The organism is Bifidobacterium sp. LH_491, assembly GCF_056356495.1.
On sequence record NZ_JBKEUI010000001.1, the window covers coordinates 137438 to 160894 of the forward strand.

Genomic DNA, 23457 nt, shown 5'->3' on the forward strand with positions numbered 1-23457 from the left:
GGTGTTGTCGGCTATCCGGCGGCAGCCGCCTGGGCGGCGGCCGACCTGCAATCGAGCGCAACTGCCGCAAAGTACGGCACGAGTTGAGAATGCTACACATAACTGAATAATCGACCGAACAACGAACCGAATAATGCGGAATCATCCGAACGCATGCCGGCCGGCACGATGGCCGACAGGCGACAAACACACAGTGGGAGGTGGCAATGAGCCAGGAAACGAGCCAGCAGGAGTCACGCCAAACATCGCTGGGAGATCTGTTCCCCGACCTGGGCCCGGAAACGCCCGTGATTTCCGGTGTTGCCCACGATCGCACCGAATCGTTGACCACACTGCGCGGTGTACCCAACGAGCCGGGCATGGCCGCCAAGGTGTTTACCGCTTTGGCGCAGGAGGGCGTCAACGTGGATATGATTGTGCAGGCTGGCGCAGGCATCGGTACCGCGGATATTTCATTCACCGTGCCCGGTGCAGTATCTCGCCGTGTGCAGGAAGTGTTGCAAGATAAGCAGGACGAGCTGGGATATCATTCTTTCGATGTGGATACCAACGTCGGCAAAGTTGCCGTTGTTGGTGTCGGTATGAAGACCCACTCGGGTTTGGCGGCGAAATTTTTCACGGCATTAAGTGAGCATGACATTAACGTGTTGATGATTTCCACATCGGAGATTCGTATCGCCGCGTTGGTGCCATTGCCTGAGTTGGATGATGCGGTCAAGGCGTTGCACACTGCCTACGGATTGGATGCTGACCAAGTGGAAGCCGTCGTGTACGGCGGTACGGGCCGGTAAGGAGGGACGACAATGGCACGGATTCATGATACGGGCGTCAACGTAGCGATTTTGGGGGCGACTGGACAGGTCGGCATGGTGATGCGTCGGGTGCTGGATGAGCGTGATTTTCCTGTAAAGGAGCTGCGATTCTTGGCTTCGTCGCGCTCTGCCGGGACGGTAGTGCGTTGGCGTGATGTCGACGTGACTGTCGAAGATGTGGCGACTGCCGACCTGAGCGGCATTGATATCGCTTTGTTTTCCGCTGGCGGCGGTACTTCCAAGGAATGGGCGCCGAAGTTTGCGGCCGCCGGCGCCTATGTGGTGGATAACTCCTCGCAATGGCGCATGAGCGACGGTGTGCCGTTGGTAGTGGCGGAAGTGAATCCGGATGATCTGGATGTTATCGAACGCCGTATTGTTGCCAATCCCAACTGCACTACCATGGCGTGCATGCCGGTGTTGAAGCCGCTGTCCGATGCGTTTGGTCTGCGTCAGCTTATCGTCAGTTCATATCAGGCCGTATCGGGTGCGGGGCGCGCCGGGGTTGAGCAACTGTTGCGTGAGGCCGGTGTGGCATTGGAACAAGGCGCTGATCAGTTGGTGTTTGATGGTGATGCCATTGATTTTCCCGAGCCCACACCTATCGCGCGCACTATCGCATTCAATGCGGTGCCGTTCATTGGTGCACTTGCGGCTGATGGTTCGTTGGAGACTGATGAAGAGCAGAAGCTGCGTAACGAAAGCCGCAAGATTCTGCATTTGCCGGATTTGGCAGCTTCCTGTACATGCGTACGTGTTGGGGTTTTTACGGCTCATGGTATGAGCATTAATGCGCGGTTTGATGCTGTGGTGGATGTTGACCGCGCTCGGGAGGTGCTGCGGAATGCGCCCGGTGTGCAGTTGGTTGATATTCCTACGCCGCACATGGCGGTAGGCAAGATGCCTAGTTTTGTGGGGCGGGTCCGACGGGATCCTGCGGTAGAAGATGGTACGGGGCTGGCGTGTTTTGTTACCAACGATAATCTCCGCAAGGGCGCTGCGCTGAATGCGGTCCAGATTGCTGAGTTGATCGTGCGTAAGCATATCGTGCGTCATTCCTAGGAATATCTGGAATTTTCCCATATGGGGAAGTGTGTCTAAGCCTCTTCGTCGATCGATGGGGGTGCCGAAGAGGCTTCGTTTGCCGTGAGTCGGAATGGAATCCTGAATCGCAATGATGCGAGTGGCTCCTTCCGTGTGGCGGGGGGGGGGGATTGTATACTATGTTTTATCTATTTTGTACAACAACTCTTGAATTTTTTTTAGGAACAGAGAGACGCGGTTCGTTCTCGTTCACATGAGAGGAAAGAATGATGAGAGCTTGGGAATCTAAGCTGATTGGCGCGACACTTGCTGTCGCGACGCTGATGGGAGGAGGCGCTGTCGGCGTGATGCCCGCGATGGCGTCTGAATCCCCGCGAACGTCCGTGAATGCGGCGTCAGGGACGATTACCTTGCATGGTAATGGTGGCAGTTCCGATGGCAAGAATACGATAACCATCGATGCGGTGCAGGATTCTTCTGGATCATGGAACACACCGTTGCCTCCCAACACGTTTGTTAAAGAAGGTTATCGTTTCTTAGGGTGGTCGACATACCAAGAAGGCGCAAATCAGGGGCATGTAGATTATGCCGATGGAGCAACGTTATCGTTGCAGAACGCGAATCTCTATGCCGTGTGGGCTTCTGCCAACGATGTCTATACCGTACGTTTTGACGCCAATGGCGGTTGGGGATCCATGCCGGCCATTTACGTGAAGAAAAACGGTAGCGTGACATTGCCCGACGGACAATTTCTGCGTGATAACTATAAGTTCCGCGGATATGCACGTACAGCCGATGATACGGTTAATGTGTTTGTACCGGGACGTCAATTCACGGCTACTGAAGACACGGTACTGTATGCCACCTGGACGAAAACGAACACCAATATCGGTGGCGCCGCACCGATGTTTGCTGGGCAGGATGTGATGGCGCGTGGCGTGGCGTTGCCCGAGGTTGATCTGACGTTGCCGGAGACCTCGTTGGGTTGGGATCCGACGTATAACTGGTATGACATCTACCAATATGACTCGAACTACTGCTGGGCGGCGTCTGCAAGTAACGCCCTGCACTGGTGGGTGCAGAACAACGCCGAATACATCAGCCGGTATTCCACCTATACTGGCAAGGACTACACGGAAACCTATAAAGCTGATCGGTCAAGCTCCATTTTTGATAAGGTGGGTTGGAACTTCGCCAACATTGGTGGGTGGAGCAGCAACATGTTCAATTGGTATCTGACGGGGAAGGTCGGCAACGACAAGACCGGTTATTACCGTGATGTGCTGGGTAACCACGATGTGGCCGACGTCATTTCCGTGGTGACAAAGGCCTCGTTCAACGCTACCGTTCGTGACGCCTTGATGAATGACAAGATGATTGCGGTTGCCCAACCGGGGCACGCTTTTACGATGTGGGGCGCGCATTTCGACGAGGACGGTTTCGTCGATAGGGCATACTTTACCGATAGTTCCAACATCAGCGGCGGCTTGTATGAGATGAATGTCTACTACAAGGACGGCAAAGCGTGGATTTCCCGCAGTGATACCGATCCGGAAGTTGACATCACGCAGATGACCACGGTGGATCTCAGTCAAAACGTGTGGGAGGAGTATTTCCGCCAGCATCCGAATCCACCCAAGCAGACCGTGCAAACTCGGGAGGCGGTTGGCACCGCCACCACCCAGGTCAAGGATTTGTCTTCCCTGAAGTCGGCGTTGAAGAACTCGCAGTACGGTACGATTCAGCTCACTGGTGATATTACCGTGGGCGCGAACGATACTCTGACCGTGGACCGTAGCGTCACCATTGACTTCAATGGACATAATATTTCCCGTAACCAATCCAATGGCAGCGTCATGACGATCGGCAGCTCGTCCGGCGGATCGATCGAGGTGACATTGCGGGGAAGCGGCGCCGTATCTGGTGGCAAGGCTGGCGTTACCGGCGCTGGTGGCGTGAACGCTGTGGGAAAGGGAACCAAGGTTACGATCGATGGTATCGATGTGCGTGATAACACTGGTTTGCTGGGCGGCGGTGTCCGTGTCGCCGCAGGCGCGTCGGTTACCTTGAAGAGCGGTACGATCAGGAACAATACCGCCGAACAGTCACGTTCCGGTAAAGGCGGAGGCGTGTTTGTCGAACAGGGTACCTTTACCATGGACGGCGGTACGATTACCGGCAATTCGGCGGATTTCTCCGGCGGCGGCGTAGCGGTTTCCTCCGCAGGCACGATGACCATGAACGGCGGGTCCATCACTGATAATCAAGTGACCAATGAGACCGCGTCGATGATTGCTGGTGGAGCCGGTATCGGTGCGTACAACGCTGGTTCCACCATCGTGATCAAACAAGGAACGATTACCGGCAATAAGGCATCTGGTGCCAATGCGTACGCCGGTGGTGTGTTGGTCAATGGCGGATTGTTGACCGTGTCGGGATCCGGTGTGCAGATTACCGACAACACGGCAACCAATACGACGTTCGGTTCCAACACCAGCAATGTGGTGCTTAATGGCGTCGCTGACCAGCAGGGACTTGAAGTTACCGGAGCCTCCAATGGCAGTCGTATTGGCGTGCAGTTGTTCGGCGATGCCACCGGCATGGTGGCGCCTGGCAAAGCTGCCGGCAAGAACGCAGCGTATGCAACCGTATTGGTCAGCGATAATCCCCACTACGAAATGACCGCCGAAGGCGCGTTGCAAAACAAGGGTACTGACTACATCAGCTTCAAGACGCAAGGTGAGATGTCGACCTATTACGGCGATAGCACCACATTGCGTTTGGCGGTGAAGGTCAACGGCGTCAATGCTACGAGTGGCAGTGTGACGGTGATTTTCCCGGATGGCACCGCAAAGGAAGCCGTGCGTCAATCGGATGGCTACTATACGGTGGATTTCGGCGTTGCCTCCCAAGGATTGGGCATGCACGTTGGGGACAATGCAGTGAAGGTCGAATATCGGGCTGCTCAGCATGCCAAGGCGAATGCTGCGGCAACGGCAAGCACTACCGTGAACTACACGCTGTATCCGTACACGTTGACGGGCGATACACTCGCATGGCATGGCGACAAGGGCAGAACCGTGGGTGACGGAAAGAGTGTCACGGCCACGATCAAGGAATCGGCCATACTGGCGCAAGACGTCGGCAAGGTCAATGTCGTGGTCGACGGCGGCAACGCGCAGACAGCCGGCAACCACGCCGCGCAGGCGATTGCGCTTAGCGGTTCACGTGCGGAATTCTATCAACTTGAACCAAGTTTGCAGCCGGATGAATGGCAACATGCGTACACCATTACGGGCAACGGTTTGGCTATTGATGTAACCCCGCAAGAGACCACGGCAAAGCCGGGCCAAACTGTCTCCTTTGATGCCGTGGTGAAGTCTGATGACACACCGGTACGTGAAGGAACGTTGACGCTGACCACCGCGAAGGGCAAAGCGTTGGGCGAATCGGTGCAGGTGTCCAAACAGGGCTTTGCATCGGTGTCTTACACAGTGCCTCAGGATGCCGATAACGGTGACACGGTGTTGACGTTGACGTACAGCGGCGATGGCTTTGCACGGTCCACGAGCGCGCCCGTAACCGTACATGTTGCCGCTCAGTTGAAGACACTGCACTTTGACGGCACGTTGGAAGCGTCCGGTCCATACAAGACCTCGTACAACGGTTTGGCCATCGTGAGTAAAGACGGGACCTTGCCGACGGATGACGAAGGCAATAAGGTCGAAGGCAAATGGAAGTGGCGCGTCGATGATTACAGTGCCTACCCGGAGGTTGCGGATACAACGCTGCAAACGGTGATTTTTGTGCCGAAACGTCACGCTTCTCAGTACGCCGAACTCATTCGCCAGGTTGATCCGAAGATCACCAAGATCCAAGGACCTAAGCCGGGAATGTGGTCCGGGAAAGCCACAGCAACGGCAACGACTGTGTCGTTGCCGCGAGTGGAAGATACCTTGAAGAATGACGCTCCTGCAGAATACGCGATCGCAGAGGTGGGAAAAAGCCTGTATATCCGACGGATAAGCGTGTATGGCAGCGGTCGCCGGTGTTCACTGGATTGCAGCCCAATACTCAATATGTCTTTGTCGTGCGATACGCCGAGACCGATAATTATCTAGTATCCTCGCCGTGTGACGATAAAATCACAGTAACTACGTCATCCATTTCTGGGGTCACCGCGTATGTAGCTCAATCGCCGACCGCGACGGCCGTCTATGGTACGAAGGGCAGCGAAATCACGCTGTCCGGAGGCGAAGTCAAACGCGACGGTCAGACGGTATCGGGAACATGGAGCTGGAAGAATACGCCATCGGATAATCTCAATGTCGGCAATACGCAAAGCTTCGTCGCGCAGTTTACGCCAAGCGACGGTACGCGTGGAACGCTGGAAGTACCCGTAGTTCCGGACATTACGCCGAAAAAACTTGCGACGCCAAGCGGTGTTGTCATTGCAGCTGCAACCGAAAATAGCGTGACGTTGAACGTGGTGCCCAATGAACAAGGTATTGCTGCGCAATACGGCATCGCCTCAAATGCGCAGGGAACCGATGCGTGCTGGCAATATGGTTCCCGCTTCGATGGCCTTGCGTCCGGTACGCAATACTGGTTTGCGATTCGTTATGTGGGTGAAGGTAATTACGCATCCTCGGACGTCACCGCATGGCAGGAAGCCTTGACTCAGGGAGAAACCGCTCCTCCAGTTGCCAATCCCACGGTGACGGTGACTGATTCCGAGAAAACCATTCACTATGGGGATGCATTAGCCGTCAACGTAACGTTGGACCATGTATCGACGGAAGGTGCGTTGACGCTGGTTGGAGCCGGCGATACTACCTTGGCGACAGTCCGCGTACAGCCGAATGCCACGCAGGCAACGCTGGAATACCAGACCGCGGGAGGGGTGCTGGATGCATCAACCTACACCTCGCTTCGTGTGGAACTTGCCGTCAATGGCAAAAAGGTATCGGCTGCGGTGCCTTCCGTGACAGTCACGCCCCGTGACGTGACTGTTACGGGCCTTACTGCCAAAGCTCGTGCATATGACGGGACAAAGCGTGTGGACATCGAAGGCACGGCAGCGCTGAGCGGACTTGTTGATGCCGATAGCGCCGATGTATCGGTTGCCGGCACGGCCCAAGGCACGCTATCGACAGCTGATGCCGGAACGCAGAACGTGACGGTATCTGGATTGACGCTCACCGGCGCCAAGGCCAGCCGATATACGTTGAAGATGCCTACCCTGCAAGTGGACATAGCCAAAGCTCCGGCGACGGTATCGGCACCGGAACGTGTGGAAGCTGTGGAAGGCGATGCATTCTCCAGCATTGCCAATGCGCTGCCGACCAAGGCAACCGGTGTTGACGGGAAAACCATTCAGGGATCGTTTGTATGGAAGGCAGATGGGAAGCAGCTGGAACAGGACACTAAGCTAACGGCTTCCATGACGTCGCTGGCCTATACCTTTACGCCGGATGGCAGCGCCAAGAATTATCGGAGCACCAGTGGTGAGGTATCGCTTAGCGTGAGTGCGTTCAAGCCCACCGTGACGATATCCTCTGCAACCACACACGTCACCTATGGCGATGTGCTCACCGTGGTCGCTCGTGTAGCTGGTTTGCATGGTCGGCAGGGTGAGATCTCGCTGCTCACGCAGGAAGGTTCCAAGCTGGTATCTACTTCCATGAGGAATGATGGTGAAGTCAAGCTTGCATACGATACGACGAAGCATGGTCTTGCCGTAGGCGATGCCGCTGGTTTGCGTGTGGTGCTCACTGTCGCCGACAACACGGCGACGGCCGAGCTTCCACAGCCAGTTGTGCTTGAGCAGAAGACACTTGCTGTGCAGTGGACGGGCACCGATTCGCGTGTGGCCGGTGACGGTAAGAAGGTACAGGCTTCCTTCGCGACGCAAGCGGTATCGAAGGGAGACGATGTGTCCTTGACGTTGCAAGGCGTCAATGATGACATCGTGGGTGCGAAGACGATTACGGCCAAGCTCACCGGAACAGACAGCGGATATTATCGACTCGATAATCCGACCGTACAATTCGAGGTAAAGGCTCGTGGCGCTCAGGTCGCTGCTAAGAACGTGACCGTGACGTATGGCAAGCATGCGGACGTGAGCGTTACGGTGAGTGGCGACGCGGCGACGCCGACTGGTTCGGTGAAGCTGTATGCTGGCGACTCCGCAAAGCCGCTGGCAACAAGTTCCTTGAACGGACACGGCACGGCGACATTGTCTTACGATACCGTGGCGAAGCAGCTTCCTGTAGGAGCCAACACGGTGACCGTGCGATATGACGGCGATACGACATATGCGTCTGCGGAGCACGCCATTACGATTACGATTGAACGGGTTGCGGTGACGGTACGTGGCTTGAGCGCCAAGAATCGTGCCTATGATGCCACGGCAAACGTAGCTATTGAAGGAACGCCGGTTTTGGAAGGCGTCATCGAGGCTGATCGTGATCAGATTCGCGTGGAATCGGTGCCGCAGGTTGGCACGGTGCAGACCCCGAATGCCCAGGCTTCGGCTCAGACGGTGCAGATAGCGGATATGGCATTAACCGGGCAGGGTTCCACCTATTACGAGTTGACACAGCCGCAGCTGACGGTAACCATCTCGCCGGCGCAGTACGCCGTGTCTGTGCCCTCGGCGCTGAAGGTGGTAGAAGGTGATACCTTCTCCTCGGTACGTGCACAGCTGCCGACCGACGCTGCCGGCGTTGGCGCGGAGCGTGTGCCCGGCACATTCGCGTGGTCGGTGGATGGAACGGAACTGAACGACGATACGACGATGGCGATGTCCATGAAGCAGCTGTCATATACCTTTACTCCGGCTCCATCGGCCACGAATTATGTGGCGGACCCACAGTCCGGCACGGTTGATTTGACCGTCACGCCGTTGCCTGATCCCGAGGTGACGGTTGCGGCATCGGCTTCGCAAATCACCTACGGCGATACGCTGACGCTAATCTCCCATATCTCTGGTCTGCACGGCCGTCAGGGAAAGATCGAACTCATTGTTGACGGCAAGCCATATGGTGATGCGCAGATGGTATCGAAGGATGGCGATGTGACGTTCCGCATCGATACCGCAGCAAAACAACTTGCCGTCGGCACGCGCACCATCGAAGCCAAGGTAAGCACGGCGTCGGTGCAAGTGCAGTCCTCCGCGATTGCGGTACAGGTAACGGCCAAGCCGATTGCATTGGTGTGGAGCAATGTGAACGATCGTAAGGTTTTGGACGGGTTGCATGTTGGTGTTGCTCTCGCGCAAGACAGTCTTGTGGGCGGCGACGAGGTGTCGGTGGCAATTACTGAAGACACCAGCGCCGTCGCGCAGGATGATCGTACTGCCGGTGATCATACGGTGCGAGCGCAACTATCTGGCAAAGATACCCAATGGTATACAGCGGATAACGCCTCGGTTACGTATACGATCGATAAGCGTACGGCGGGCATCGGGCATGATGCGGCGGCAGAAGACGGAGCTGACGCCAATATCGTGGAATATGGCAAGGTGTTGTCGTGGAAGGTTAGTGTGCAGGCGCCGGGGTTGCGACGCAAGGCGAGGTCTTTGGCCGAAACCCAAGGTACGTCTGATTCGGCGATGCCGATTCCCTCCGGTACCGTGCAGTTAATGTCGGAGAGCAAGGCCCTGGGCGAGCCGGTCGCATTGGATGATCAAGGTACGGCGGTGCTTTCGTATGACACATCATCGCGATTGCTGGATACCGGAATGAACCGAGTAGCTATCCGATATTCGGGCGATGCCATGTATGAGGGATACGATCAGAGCGTTGAGGTAAAACTCGACCCCATTGTGTTGTCTGCCCATGGTCTGGTGGCGGCTTCTCGTGCCTATGATGGTACGACACGAGTCAACGTGATATCGGATGAGGCGCTTCTGGATACGTCAGCTGTCCGTCAGGGAGATATCGTCACTCCGGTGTGGCCTACGGAAGGCACGGTTGTCGACCGCAATGTCGGTACCGGGAAGCAGGTCCATATCTCCGGCGTATCGTTGGCTGGTGATGCTGCCACATACTATACGGTGGCATATGAGGACCCGATCACGGTAGACATCACACCAGCCACGCTTTCGGCGTCGCAGTTGCCGGGAGTCTGCACAACGGTGGATACAGTGCTGGCACAAGATCTGCCAACCGTGTTGACCAGCCAGTATGGAGACACCGTCAAAGGCGCATTCACCTACATGCTGAATGGTCAGGTCATCGACCCGAACAAATTGAGGTTTGCTTCCCCGGGTGTCTATGAATTGCGGTACCGGTTCCAGCCTGATGAGTCAGATGCGAATTATACGGCTCAGCCGGTGGAAGGTACTGTGTCGGTGACCGTATTGGCTCGGTCGCAACAGCCGAACAATCAGGAGAACTCCTCGTCATCGAACCAACTCACCGAGGGCGAAGCGCAGTCGGTTCCGCGTATCGCGGATACGGGTGCGGCCACTTCCTTCTTGGCATGGTCGGCAGGTTTGCTGGCCTTGGCCGGAGCCGCGATGAGTTTGTGGCGTCGCCGGGTGCGGTGAGGCATCCAGTACACTGGAAGGTATGTCACGAGCAGCAATAGAGGCGAGTAAGCAGCTGGAACGTATCATTGCGTTGGGGTATCCCGACGTGGCGGATATGAGTGCCGATGCGTTCCGGGCGCTTGCTCGCCCTTTGCTTACCGCTTTGGCGCAGAGTGATCTTGGCGCAGGCATTCTTCTGGTACCCACGCGTGAACTGGTATCTCCGGAATCGTTGATCGCTCGAACCAGCATTAACCGTATGGCCGGATTCACCACCATGCCGCCGCGCGATATCGCCAGTTTCCTACCGCACGATGGTTTTGAACCTCCTGAGGGACCTTTCTACATTGTGGTGGATCCACATACTGGCACTTCCTACGTGAATCGTGAGCCTGACGTAGCCCGTAAGCTTATTGATTCCGATGAACGTTTGCCGCTTACGTTGGAGGAAGGTTTGGCTATCGCCACCCAGCACCCCGAATGGCTTCTCGAGAAAAACGGGTTCAACCTCTTGGGCTCGCGGAGTACCGATGGCAGGGTTCCTAGTATTTGGATGAGTCAAAACGCGCCGCGCTTAGGTGCGGTGTGGCCGAATTCGCGGCATACATGGTTAGGTAACGCTTACTGCACCGCCCGACGTGGTGTGAGTCTGTTTCACTAGAGGACACAACTGGCGGTTGCTTGATTGCTGCAGCTGATGGTAGAGATAGGGATGTTCTTTCGCTACAGCAATTTGTGCAGTCCGCGCAGCACCCCCATCAGTGCCCCGCCTACAAGCGTGGCGACCGTGGCGAACACCGTGGGGCGTCGCAGCTCATTGCGGATGCCGATGGCGTCGGTAACGCAATGGTCGGCGATGAAGATGCGCAGTTCGTTGCTTGAATAGCGGCCCACCACATCGGCCCAGGTGATCATACGCGTGTCATAGTCGGCCGGCGCTGCTTCGTGGAATGTGAACAGTCGGATACCGCGCAGTCGGGATTTCGGGCCATAGCAGGTGAATCCACAAGTTGGGGCGTAACCCAAATCCATGTCGTGCACATGTCCGACGAATGAGTTCTTGTGGTCGTGACCGCAGTACAAGGCGAAATAGCCGCCCGCTTTGCGCATGGCTTCGATTTGCCCCACATTCACGTCCGCGCAGCCAATGGCTTCGCCCAACTTGGAGCCAGGGCGGCATACGGCAGTGTTTAACGTGAAACATTTCCCGGCGAAGGCGCGGGCTCCTTCGACGGCGTTTGGTGTCCATGGTGGAACTTCGCGCAGGCAATCGTAAAACTCTTGCGGGGGAATGTGCTGGAACACGATGGAGGGTACGGGCTGGTCGTCGCCATTGGCCTGCGCAAGCTGGTGTTGCACGTCACCCAGCCAGGAGATGGCTGATTCGCTGGGGGTGCCGTAGCCATCGGCATCCGCCAAATCCAGTCCACGCGCATTCACCGAATAGGCGCGATACTGACTGTCGTCCTCGGTGTTGTGGGGGACGGGTGCGTCGTCGGGGTCATCGTCGGCATAGTCTCCGGAATTGACCATCATGATGCTCATGGCAATGCGTGAGTTGTCGTGCGTGCGGATGGGGATGGCGAAGGTGCCCGGTTCGATGCGGTACTGTTCGGCATCGCCCTCGGCGGGGTTGAGGCAACCGGGAAATTCACGGTACAAATCGTCTTGTTCGTCGGCAAGGATGCCGCATTGGAAATCGTGATTGCCGTAGGTGGCGGCGAATGGGACTCCGGCGTCGATGGCGGGTCCTAGGAACGCGGCGAAGGTGCGACGCACTTTGTCGCGGGTTTCCTGCATAAACTGCGGCAAGCGAGGATCGGCGCCGGCAATGGTTGGCTGATGACGTTGGGTGATGCCCGCAATCCACGCTTCAAATTTGGTGACTGCTCGCACGCGCGCGCCGGGATGTTCGCCGCGCCGACGCAGAAACGTGTCGATGTATGCCGGGTCATAGCCGCGAATTTGGTCGCCGGTGAACACGATGAGATCTGGGTCGGTGTGCGCAATGGCTTCACGAATCAGCCGAATGGTGTCGGGGTTGACTTCCGGACCATCTTGGACGTCGGCCATCTGTAGCACACGGAAAGTGCCATCCTTGCGAAAATGCATCGTCGTCATGTTCACACTCTAGCGCGTGTGCCTGAATGTTGGTTTGTTGTGTCGTCTTATGTGAGTGTAAGGCGTTCATGGCCTGCGTGTACAGGTGGAGATGTGGGCGCCGGTGAGCATCGTGAGTAATGAGCATATACGGCATTGATATAGCCTTATCAAGGTGTATGTCGCCACTTGGCGGAGAAATTGTGCATATATGATATTGGTAGTGACGAGATTGGACGCTGTGAGGGTGCATATCGCATATTGTGCTGGTATCAGCGGGGGTTTATGCACACTTTTCGCCGTGGTGGCGTCGGTAAGGCGGGTGTGGTCCGGGGTATGAGATGCCCGACGTTCGCTACGCGGAACGCCGTGGTACATAGGTGACATACAACGGCGTTATCATAACGAACCAATCACGCTATGGCGTAAGGGAACGAGCATTGGATGTTGTCGGTGGTTTTGGCCCAGATGCAATGCTTCGGTAAGGAGGAGAGATGGTTGGTGCAACGTCGGTGTTTGATCTGGCTCCAGTGGCGGCGGCGAACAATGGAGGCAATAATGATCCGTTGCTGCCGGCGGCGAAGTTTATTGGCGCCGCACAGCGTCCCAGCCGCATGCCGTATATGAAGTACGCGGCGTACGATCGGCAGATTCCCTTCGATTATCCCGAACGCACTTGGCCGGGCAAGCGGTTGCGGCGTGCGCCGCGTTGGTGCTCGGTGGATTTGCGCGACGGCAATCAGGCGTTGGCCAATCCCATGGATTCGGAACGCAAGCTGCGATTCTGGAATTTGCTGGTTTCCTTGGGGTTCAAGGAGATTGAGGTTGGGTTTCCGAGTGCTTCGGAAACGGATTACACGTTCATCCGCATGCTGATCGAGCGTGAGCTGATTCCAGACGATGTCACGATTGTGGTGCTGACCCAGGCGCGTGAACATTTGATTCGCAAGACCTATGAGTGTTTGCAGGGTGCTCGTCATGCCATCGTGCATTTCTATAACTCCGTGTCGGTGCTGCAGCGTGAGGTGGTGTTCGGCAAGGATAAGGCCGGCATCATGCAGTTGGCGGTTGACGCCGCCAAGTTGTGCAAGGAACTGGAGTCGGAGGCGGCCGGTACGGATTTGTACTACGAGTATTCGCCGGAATCGTTTACGGGCACGGAACCACAGTATGCGGTTGAGGTGTGCAATGCGGTGATTGATGTGATTCGTCCGACGCCGGAACGTCCGATGATTATTAATTTGCCGGCAACGGTGGAGATGACCACGCCGAATGTGTTTGCCGACCAAGTGGAATATGTGTCGGCACATTTGCAGGATCGTGATGCGGTGGTGCTCTCCGTGCATCCTCATAACGATGAGGGCATGGGCGTGGCGGCTACTGAGTTGGCGTTGCTCGCGGGAGTCGACCGTGTGGAAGGCTGCCTGTTGGGCAATGGTGAACGCACCGGCAATGTTGATTTGGTGACGGTGGGTTTGAATTTGCTCACGCAAGGCATCGATCCGCAGATTGATTATTCGAACGTGCCGGATATTCGCAAGACGGTGGAATATTGTAATCAAATCAAGATCTCCGAACGGCACCCTTATGCGGGTAATTTTGTGTTTACCGCATTTTCCGGATCGCATCAGGATGCAATTAAGAAGGGGTTGGAAGCTCGGCAGATTGCCGCCGACCGGGCGGGTGCCGATCTCGATCATTTCCTGTGGATGGTGCCGTACCTGCCGATTGATCCCAAGGATATTGGCCGCACGTATGAAGCGATTATCCGCGTGAACTCGCAGTCTGGCAAGGGCGGCATGGCGTACTTGCTGAAGACGAACCATAATCTTGATCTGCCGAAGCGTTTGCAGGTGGAGTTCGACCGTGTAGTGCAGGCGTATGCGGATGCGACCAAGAAGGAAGTCAAGGACGAAGAGATTTGGCGTCTGTTCAAGGATGAGTATCTGGCGGTGGAGGAGTCTGGCGTGACTGCCGCCGGTGCGGTGGTCGGCGATAGCAATGACGACACGTTGGAACAGTGGGGTCGTTTGAAGTTGCTGAAGGTGTCGGTGTCATCTGGCGAGGATGGGTCGGATACGGTGCTGAAGGCGCGTTTGCTGGATCGCGGGGCATGCCATGAGCCGGGCGCAGAACCGATGGTGCGTGAGCTTTCCGGCATGGGTAACGGTCCGATTGCCGCGTTCTTGAATGCGATTGGAAGTCTGGGCGTCACCGTGTCGGTAATGGACTACGCCGAGCATGCGATGACGGCCGGTACGGACGCTATGGCGGCCTCGTATGTGGAGTGCCAGATTGGCGAAGAGTCACAGAGCGAGATTATTTGGGGAGTGGGTATTGATTCGTCGATTACCACCAGCTCGCTGAAGGCGATCATTTCCGCCGTGAACCGCGCGCAGCGCTGATTATTGCGTGGTTACCGGGCAGCGCGCGGTAGCGGGCTGCGGTGTGACGGTACTGGTATGGAGACGGTACAAGGTCGGGATGTCGATGGTACGAAATCCCGACCTTGTTGGTAGTGTGCAGAGTATTGACGCGTGGTATTGGTGATGACTGGTTAGTCAATAATCCGACTTGTCGACAATCCAGATTGTCTGCAAGTCTATCATCCACCATTGTTACCGGAGTTGTCTCCGGACGTGCCTCCTGGTGTGGTGTTTCCTGTACCGCTGTCTGTCGACCCGCCAGGATTGGCATCGTTCCCGTTGTTGGTGGAGTCACTTCCGCCGGATCCTCCCGTGCCGCTGTTTCCAGTTCCTCCGGTGCTGCCAGATCCGTTGTTGGTGGCGTCGGAGGAATCTGTGCCGCCGCCTGTGACGTTACCATTGGTTGTGCCAGCTGAACCGGTGGAGGAATCCTCATCGGTAGTGGGTTGTTGTGCACTATCTTGCCGTTGCGTGGTGTAACCAGATCCGTATCCCCATGTGCCGTCAGGACCGCCGATTTTGCCATCGTCAGTGGCAGTGGGGAATGTTTCGTTGGCTGTGCCGGACAGAGCCTGCTTCATGTATTGGGTGAACAGGTGCACGGGGTAGTCGCTGCCGCCGCTCCAGCGTCCGAATGCGGGTATCTTCTGCGGGTTTCCGTTGGCGTCCGGATACCACATGGCAAACACGCTGACGACTGACGGGGTGAAGCCCACGAAGCTTGCGGCAAAGGAGTCGTTGGCGGTACCGGATTTGCCGGCGATGGCGTGTCCGATGGAGCGTGCTTCTGTCGCCGTGCCTGATTGCACGGTTCCGGTCATGGCTTTGGTGACCAGAGCTGTATCGTTGGCGTCGAATACGCGTTCGGTAGTGGTGGGAGCTTTATACAGTTCCTGATCGTCGTGGCTTTTTACGCTGGAGACGATGTGGATGGTGGGACGGTTTCCTTGGTTGGCGATGGTGGAGTACATGCGCGCCACGTCTTCGGTGGTGAGGGCATTGTTGCCCAGTACGGTGAAGGGGTTGGAACCATCGAGTGCATCGCTTTGCGCGCCTGCGGTTTTGGCGATTTCGGCGATTTTGGCAGCGCCGAGTTTTTCTTGCACTGCCATGTATACGGTGTTGACGGAGTCGGCGGTGGCAGTGTACAGGTTGATGGAACCGTAACTGGTGTTGCCGAAGTTGGACACGGGATCGCTGATGCCGTCGAAACGCTGTGGTGAGTTGCCGTTGAACCTGGTGTCGAGGCTGACTCCGCTTTGCACTGCGCCGAGGAGGGCCATGGGCTTCATGGTTGAGCCGATTTCGTACACCGACTGCGTTGCTTGGTTGAGTTGCTTAGTGAGATAGTCTTCGCCCGCGTAGATGGAGATGATGGATCCATCTTTGGGATTAACGGAAATGCTGCCGAATTCCATGCCGTCGGGTACGACGCCTTGCATCCCGTTTTGGGTAGGGCTGACCGTTTTATACATGAGGTCTTGTTTGGCTTTGTCGATGGTGGTGACGATACGGTAGCCGCCGGTGTCCAGTTCGTCGGCGGTGAATGCTCCGGAGTTGATGAGTTCGGAGCGGACCATTTGCAGCAGATAGCCGTTTGGGCCTTGATACACGTTTTGCGACGTGTAGTCGATGGTTTGAGGCATGCGCGCTTCTTGCTGTTCTTTGGCCGTGATGTAGCCGTCTTCCTGCATGATGCGCAGCACGCGCTTGAACCGCGATTCCGCCTGCTTGGGGTTGACTGCCGGATCCCAGGCGCTCGGCGCGGGTATGATGCCGGCGAGCATGGCGGCTTCGGAAATGGTCAGGTCTTTGGCGTCTTTGTTGAAGTATGCTTGGGCGGCGGCTTGGATGCCGTAGGCGCCGCGGCCAAGGTAAATGGTGTTCATATAGTTGCACAGCACGTCGTCTTTATTCTGTGCTTGGGCAATTTTCAGTGCGAGGAATGCTTCGTGCAGTTTGCCAAGATATGAGGTGGTTTCGCCCAGATAGTAGCGTTCTGCATACTGTTGGGTGATGGTTGAGCCGCCTTGGCGTGAGCCGGTGGTCACATTATTAATGAATGCTCGTGCAATGCCGATGGGATCGATGCCTTTATTGGTGTAGAACGAACGGTCTTCGGAGGCGACGATCGCTTGGCCGACATATTTTGGCAGGACGCTGCAGTCGATGATGTCACGGTTTTGTTCCGCGAACGTACCCATTGGGGTGGAGCCATCCGCGTAATACACGGTGGTGCGTTCCGCCATGGCGAATTTTTCGGGCTGCGGGATTTCTGTGGTGGCATACAGGTAGATGAAGGTGCCGATGCCGCAGGCGAAGAGGAAGCCAAGGATTCCTAGGGTCCATTTGAGTACAAGATGCTTATTCTTGCCTTTTGGTTGCGGGCCTTTCGAGCCGCTGGCCCGATGGGTGCCGCCGCCGAAATGGCGTGCTGCCGGTGTGCGCTTGTTGGTGTGTTTGGTGCTCGTGCGACGCGTGCCGGTTGCGCTGCCGGAACGGCGTGTGCTGCCGCCTTGTGCGGTGCCGCTGGTGGTGCGGCTGGTGCTGCCGCCGGTATGTTGCGTGCCGGAGCGTGCGTTACGATGCTGTTCAACCATGCGTTCCACGGTAATCTCATCCCCTGAACAACTGCGGGCATATGAGATGTAATGTGGCTTTTTTTGTGGCTTTTTCCCCTGAACTCTCACAAACGTGTGTATTCTGCGACGGTCGGTAACGCGATATTCAGCATATTGTCGTATAGCTGTCAGCTTGTTGCGATGCGGCGGGGTATGCTAAGTGGCGGTACTAATTCGTTGTATCGAAACATAATCGAGAGGAGCTGATCGAACCGTGAGCATTCGAGTGGCTATCGCCGGCGTGGGCAATTGTGCTTCATCGCTGGTGCAAGGTGTGCAGTATTACCATGACGCACAGGATGACGATAAAATTCCGGGTTTGATGCACAACAATTTCGGCGGCTACCGTGTGCGCGACATTGAGTTCGTGGCAGCGTTCGACGTTGATGCGCTGAAGGTTGGCAAGGATTTGAGCGAAGCCATCAAGGCCTCGCAGAACAATACGATTACGTTTGCCGATGTGCCGAATCTGGGCGTGGAGGTCCTGCGGGGGCCGACGTACGATGGCTTGGGCGACTACTATCGTGAGATGGTCGACGAATCCGAGGCCGAGCCGGTGGATGTTGCGCAGGTGTTGCGCGATAAGCAGGTGGACGTGTTGGTGAGCTATTTGCCGGTTGGTTCGGAAGAAGCGGACAAGGCATATGCGCAGGCGGCGCTGGATGCGGGCTGCGCGTTTGTGAACTGTCTGCCGGTGTTTATCGCCTCCGACCCGCAGTGGGCGGCGAAGTTCCGTGAGGCCGGTGTGCCGATCGTGGGCGATGATATCAAGAGTCAGGTTGGTGCGACGATCACCCATCGTGTGATGGCACGGCTGTTTGAGGATCGTGGCGTGCGTTTGGATCGTACCTACCAGCTCAATGTGGGCGGCAATATGGACTTTATGAACATGCTGCAGCGTTCGCGGTTGGAGTCGAAGAAGATCTCCAAGACTCGTGCGGTGACGTCGGTGGTGCCGCATGAGATGGAGGAGCGCAATGTGCATATCGGTCCGTCGGATTATGTGGCGTGGCTGGATGACCGCAAGTTTGCGTTCGTGCGTCTGGAGGGTACAACTTTTGGAGACGTGCCGTTGAGCTTGGAGTACAAGCTGCAGGTGTGGGATTCGCCGAACTCGGCGGGCATTGTGATTGATGCGGTGCGTGCGGCCAAGATTGCGTTGGATCGTCATTTGGGTGGTCCGATTTTGGCGCCGAGTGCGTATTTCATGAAGTCCCCTGCCGTGCAGTATGAGGATGGACAGGCTCGTGAATTGGTGGAGCGCTTCATTGCCGGCGAAGTGGAGGCCACCGAGGAGCAGTTGGATGCCGATGTGGCTGCGGCGAAGGCTGCCGGCAAGGATGTGTGGCGGGCGTAAGCACGTGTGACGTCCGAATATTTGGTTGAATAATCCCCGTGGTGAGTTGTTTACTGCGGGGATTCTTTGTAATTTGCGGATGATATACCGTTGTAACTATTGTGTATGACAACGTAGAAATTCTTGCAGGGATTCATATGGGATAAATACTGACATTGCAATATTTCAGCTATGGTCCATGGTCTCGATTGGTGGGATGCTCGCCGTATTTATAGTATAGTGATACGTTTTAATATATAGATCATTATCGTAAAAATGTCCATTTTTTGGGCATTAATATTGTTCACTATCTCTTTGTCTGTATTATTGCGCTCACCTATCTACCCATTCAGGGGGATGTAGAGTGAAGGGATACCGACCATGACTCATCGACGGTGGCCATCGTGGGTGGCTGTTGCTGTTGGAGCTGCCATGTTGGTGGCGACTCCCGGCACGGCGACTGCCGCGACTGGCAATCACATTGTGTTGCCGACATCAGTGCAATTGCCTTCTTCGGTACATTTATCGCCGCAGCTGGCGCAGACCACAGGCACGATTGATGCTTTTATCCAAATCGAAAAGCCTGCGGCGCTGGAAGCCAGCGAGCAGGCGAAGGAGCGACTGGACCGTTTGCGCAGTGCGGTGCCCGAATCGGTGAAGGAATCCCAGGCGGCGGCGGTGGGTGAGCGCAGCGCGCGGCAGGCTGTGACGACCGCCGACGATGTGTTCGAACAGCTGCGCAAATTGGACGGCAATGCGGTCAAACTGTATTCCACGGGGTATAGCATCGCTGGACTTGCGGTGAGGGCGGACGCCGAGGCGCTGCGTACGTTAAGCGAACGTTCTGGTGACGTGCTGCGTGTTTCGCTATTGCCGGTATATACTGTCTCGGACAGCGCGGTGGATACTCCGAGCGATGATGAGCAGGCGTCGCATGAGGGAGATACGAAGCATACGCAGGATGGTGGCGTATCCGAACGCGTCGATGCATCTGTGGCTGATGAGTCCAGTGAACAGAGCGCTCTGCCGAGTACCGAGGAGTCCGGGAAACAGGCTGAGGGCGTGGCGGCGAGCCATGAGGCTCCGGCGTCCGATGATGGTACGGATTCGACCCCGGTTCCCGAACCTCAGCTGCCCGCCAACGCCAACAGTGATCAATTGGTAAAAGCGGTGAATACTTGGCAGAAAACTCAAAAGACGGGCGCTGGCGTCAACATTGCCATCATGGACACCGGATTCGACTACACCCACGCCGATTTCGGAGGTAAAGGAACCAAAGAAGCCTATGAAACCGCGCTGAAGTCAACGGCGAACCCCTTGACCGACCCGACATTGAAAACCTTGTTGGATGCCAACAAGTATAAGGGCGGCTATGATTTTGCCGGAGCGAATTACGATGGCATGAACGTTATGCAGACCACGCCGGACGACAATCCCATCGATGGACCGGGCGGACACCATGGCACGCATGTTGCGGGTACCGCTGCAGGCTATGGCGTGACTCGCGATGGCAAGACCTTCACGGGTGATTATACGAAGCTCACTAATGCCGATGTGGCGGACATGGCCATCGGACCGGGCTCAGCTCCGCAGGCTGGTGTTTACGCGCTCAAGGTGTTTGGCGATAACGGTGGTAGCACTGGTTTGGTGCTCAAGGCGCTTGATTGGGTCGCTGAGCACAATCTGCAGGCGAAGGCTGCTGATCGTATCTCCATCGTCTCCATGTCGTTGGGAGGTTCGTTCGGTACTCCGGACGATCCGGAGAATGTAGCCGTAGATACACTATCGAAAACTGGCGTGCTGTCGGTGATTGCCGCCGGCAACGAGGGTGACGTTACCGATATCACCGGTTCTCCGGGCACGGCTGCCTCGGCGCTTACTGTCGCTGCCAGCCAAAGTGGCAAGGCCTTGCAGGATGCCGTGGGGATTAGCGCTGCTGGCATGGAGAACAAGAAGGTGGCCGGACAGTATTCAAGCAGCTATGGACAGTTCGATACGTTGAATCTCACCAGTCAAGTGGTGCGTGTCAAGGATCCGAATAACCTGGACGGCTGTGCCGCTTATTCTGAATCCGATAAGGCGGCGGTCAAAGGCAAGATTGCTTTTGTAGATTGGAAAGATGACGCGGTAGCCTGCGGCAGCAAAGTGCGCTTTGACAAGGCCCAAGAGGCCGGTGCTGTGGGTATTATGTTTGCCTCTCAGGCCAATATACCCGCGGCTGGGATCGCTGGTAACGCCACGTTGCCTGGTTTCCAACTTGCACGTTCTGTGGCCGAAGACCCGCAAGTCGTCAAGGCCATTGACGATGGTACTTTGCAGGTCCATATGGCCGGTAATCTCCGGCTGAGTCTGAACGCCGATTACTCTCGTGAATCAGAGGATACTATTGCACCGTTCACGTCGCGTGGTCTGCACGGATTCTATGACGGTACGGTTAAGCCTGATGTGGCAGCACCTGGTGTGGGTATTGTCTCCGCGTCGGCGGGCTCGGGAACCTCGTTCGAGGTCATGAGTGGTACCTCCATGGCGACTCCTCTGACGTCAGGCGTTACGGCTTTGGTCAAGCAAGCCCACCCCGAGTGGCAGGCCCAGCAAATCAAGACGCAGCTCATGAATACTGCCGACCATGACGTGCTGACGGCCGATCGCACTCGGGCCTATGGTCCCATGCGTGTAGGCACAGGACGTATTGATGCTTACGCTGCCGTGAATAACGACGTGCAGGTGTCTTCCGAGAATGCGACTGCTGTTACCGGGCAGTTTGGTATGGTTCTCGTGCCTCGTTCAGGCTATTCGCAGACCAAAACCTTTACGGTAACCAACATGTCTGATCGTCAGCGTGTTTACAATGTGGAATATTCTCCGCGGACCGAAACCCCGGGAGTGACGTATACGTTGAACACCAAGACTGTGACGGTTCCCGCGAAGGGCACTGCACAGTTCACGGTAACCTTGTCCATTCCCGACCAGTCGCTGTTGCGCCATACTCGAGACGTGACGCAAACCGCAGAAGAAGGAGGCAAGACGCGCAGTTATGTGACCGATGCTAGTGGCGTAGTGACGCTTACGGAGCAAGGGGCGCAGGAAGCGTTTGGTCTTCGTGTGGCGGTTGCCGCAGCTCCTAAGCCTGTTTCCGACACGCACGTGGAGGCGCAAGCAACTGCGGCCGGCGAAGGCGCGTTGCGCATCAGTGGTGCTGGATTGCATCAAGGCGAAGGCGCGGAGGCGTATATCGCTAAGGCGTATCCGATGATGTTGGGTGCGGAAGACCCGGCCGATGCTCAGTATGGACAGCCGGACCAGACCGCCAATCACAGTCTTGCCGCAGCCGATATCCGCGCAGTTGGGCAATCGTCTACCGCTCCGCAACTTAGTGATCCGTCACAGGGCATGCTCAATATTGGTATCGTCACGCAACGTGCGTGGAATCGATTGGGTAATTTGCTGTCCCCGATGGTAATCATTGACAGTACCGGTGATGGAAAGGCCGATTACGTCATGACCGTGAACACCAAGGTGGGCAGGTCTCAGACGGATACGGTATGGACCACGACATATAACGTGCAGGGCAGACCCGCCAAAGTCGTTGACGAGCAGCCTATCGACGATGCGTTTATCTCCGATTCTAATGCGGTAGTGCTGAGCGTAAAGCTCTCGGCATTAGGCTTCACGGCGCAAGATCAGCATGCGAAGATTCAATATTCCGCGGTCACGCAATCACGTTATGCGGCTAATAGCGCTGATGAAATCGACGGCACGGTGGAATTTGATGCATACCATCCGCAGGTGTGGTTCGGCGATGCCGGACAGCAAGGTGAAGGTACCTCTGCGATTGATGATGTGGACGGCGCTACGATCGCCATGCATGCGCAACCCGAAGAAAACGAGCCTTCTACCGGAGCCCATGCCAAGGCGCGCGCGGCTGCTGAAGACCCGTCGGTGATCCTGCCGTCCGTATTGACCATTCATTCTCGGGCTGCGGCTCCTACCGCGGACATCGATCCGGAGAATCCAGATGCGGTTTCGCCAACAATCGATATCGTGGATCCTGCGGTGGAGCATCCCGTTGACAAGGAAGCATTGCAGCAGGCCGTGGATCAAGCCAACGGTATGCAGGCCGACGGTTACACCGAAGCCTCGTGGGCTGCCTTTGCCAAGGCATTGGATGCGGCTCGTGCGGTGTTGGCGGATGATCATGCCAGCCAGCAGGATGTGGATGCGGCGTTGAACGCGTTGGCTGAAGCTCGTGCACAGTTGGCTCCTCGTCAGGAAAACAAGCCGGGTCAACCGGAGCAGCCGGCGAATCCCGGCCAGTCTGCTCAGCCTCGGCCGACCGTAACGCAGTCCTCACAGTCAGGTGCGCCGTTGCCGAGCAAGACTCCGTCGCGGACTGCTACGTCCGGCAGCGCAGTACTCGCGGTGCTCGTAACATCACTGGGTGCTGCAGGTCTTGGTGCCGCGCTCGTGTTGGGACGGCGCATCCGTCGTTAGGTTAACGCCATCTAAGACAAAGGGGGTTGGCAGTGATGCCTGTCGCATCACTGCCAACCCCTGTCATATGTGCGGATATGCCAGGCGCCCG

10 protein-coding genes are annotated in these 23457 nt (G+C 56.5%); 8 read left to right on the forward strand and 2 right to left on the reverse strand.

Going from position 1 to position 23457, the window contains the following annotated elements:
• The first annotated feature begins 206 nt into the window (after positions 1–206).
• From AC1AWK_RS00495 to AC1AWK_RS00515, 5 genes are all read left to right on the forward strand, one after another.
• On the forward strand, positions 207–791 hold the full coding sequence (locus tag AC1AWK_RS00495; protein ID WP_476567369.1) for an ACT domain-containing protein: 585 nt from the start codon (positions 207–209) through the stop codon (positions 789–791).
• A gap of 12 nt (positions 792–803) precedes the next feature.
• On the forward strand, positions 804–1874 hold the full coding sequence (locus AC1AWK_RS00500; protein ID WP_476567370.1) for an aspartate-semialdehyde dehydrogenase: 1071 nt from the start codon (positions 804–806) through the stop codon (positions 1872–1874).
• A gap of 248 nt (positions 1875–2122) precedes the next feature.
• Entirely contained in the window at positions 2123–5977 is a 3855-nt protein-coding gene (locus AC1AWK_RS00505; RefSeq protein WP_476567371.1) for an IdeS/Mac family cysteine endopeptidase, read from the forward strand.
• Positions 5947–10410, forward strand: coding sequence for a YDG domain-containing protein (locus AC1AWK_RS00510; protein WP_476567372.1), 4464 nt, complete (start codon positions 5947–5949; stop codon positions 10408–10410). Before AC1AWK_RS00505 ends, AC1AWK_RS00510 begins: the two co-directional genes overlap by 31 nt.
• Positions 10411–10432: 22 nt before the next feature.
• A complete protein-coding gene (locus AC1AWK_RS00515; RefSeq protein ID WP_476567373.1) occupies positions 10433–11053 on the forward strand; it encodes a DUF5701 family protein in 621 nt (206 codons plus the stop codon).
• Positions 11054–11115: 62 nt separating this feature from the next.
• Here the strand turns inward: AC1AWK_RS00515 and AC1AWK_RS00520 are convergent, their stop codons facing one another.
• Positions 11116–12513 carry a metallophosphoesterase family protein gene (locus tag AC1AWK_RS00520; protein ID WP_476567374.1) on the reverse strand — a complete coding sequence of 466 codons (1398 nt, stop codon included), beginning with the start codon at positions 12511–12513 and terminating at the stop codon, positions 11116–11118.
• A 473-nt stretch (positions 12514–12986) separates the two neighbouring features.
• Between AC1AWK_RS00520 and leuA the strand changes: the two genes are divergently transcribed.
• Positions 12987–14897: a 2-isopropylmalate synthase gene (leuA, locus tag AC1AWK_RS00525; protein WP_476567375.1), complete on the forward strand. Its 1911-nt coding sequence runs from the start codon at positions 12987–12989 to the stop codon at positions 14895–14897.
• A 200-nt stretch (positions 14898–15097) separates the two neighbouring features.
• On the opposite strand, the gene AC1AWK_RS00530 is transcribed toward leuA, so the two are convergent.
• Positions 15098–17518: a transglycosylase domain-containing protein gene (locus AC1AWK_RS00530; RefSeq protein ID WP_476567376.1), complete on the reverse strand. Its 2421-nt coding sequence runs from the start codon at positions 17516–17518 to the stop codon at positions 15098–15100.
• A 235-nt stretch (positions 17519–17753) separates the two neighbouring features.
• On the opposite strand from AC1AWK_RS00530, the gene AC1AWK_RS00535 reads away from it, so the two are divergent.
• Together AC1AWK_RS00535 and AC1AWK_RS00540 are read left to right on the forward strand one after the other, a co-directional pair.
• A complete protein-coding gene (locus AC1AWK_RS00535) occupies positions 17754–18896 on the forward strand; it encodes an inositol-3-phosphate synthase (RefSeq protein ID WP_476567377.1) in 1143 nt (380 codons plus the stop codon).
• A gap of 360 nt (positions 18897–19256) precedes the next feature.
• Positions 19257–23366, forward strand: coding sequence for a S8 family peptidase (locus AC1AWK_RS00540; protein WP_476567378.1), 4110 nt, complete (start codon positions 19257–19259; stop codon positions 23364–23366).
• Positions 23367–23457: the final 91 nt, after the last annotated feature.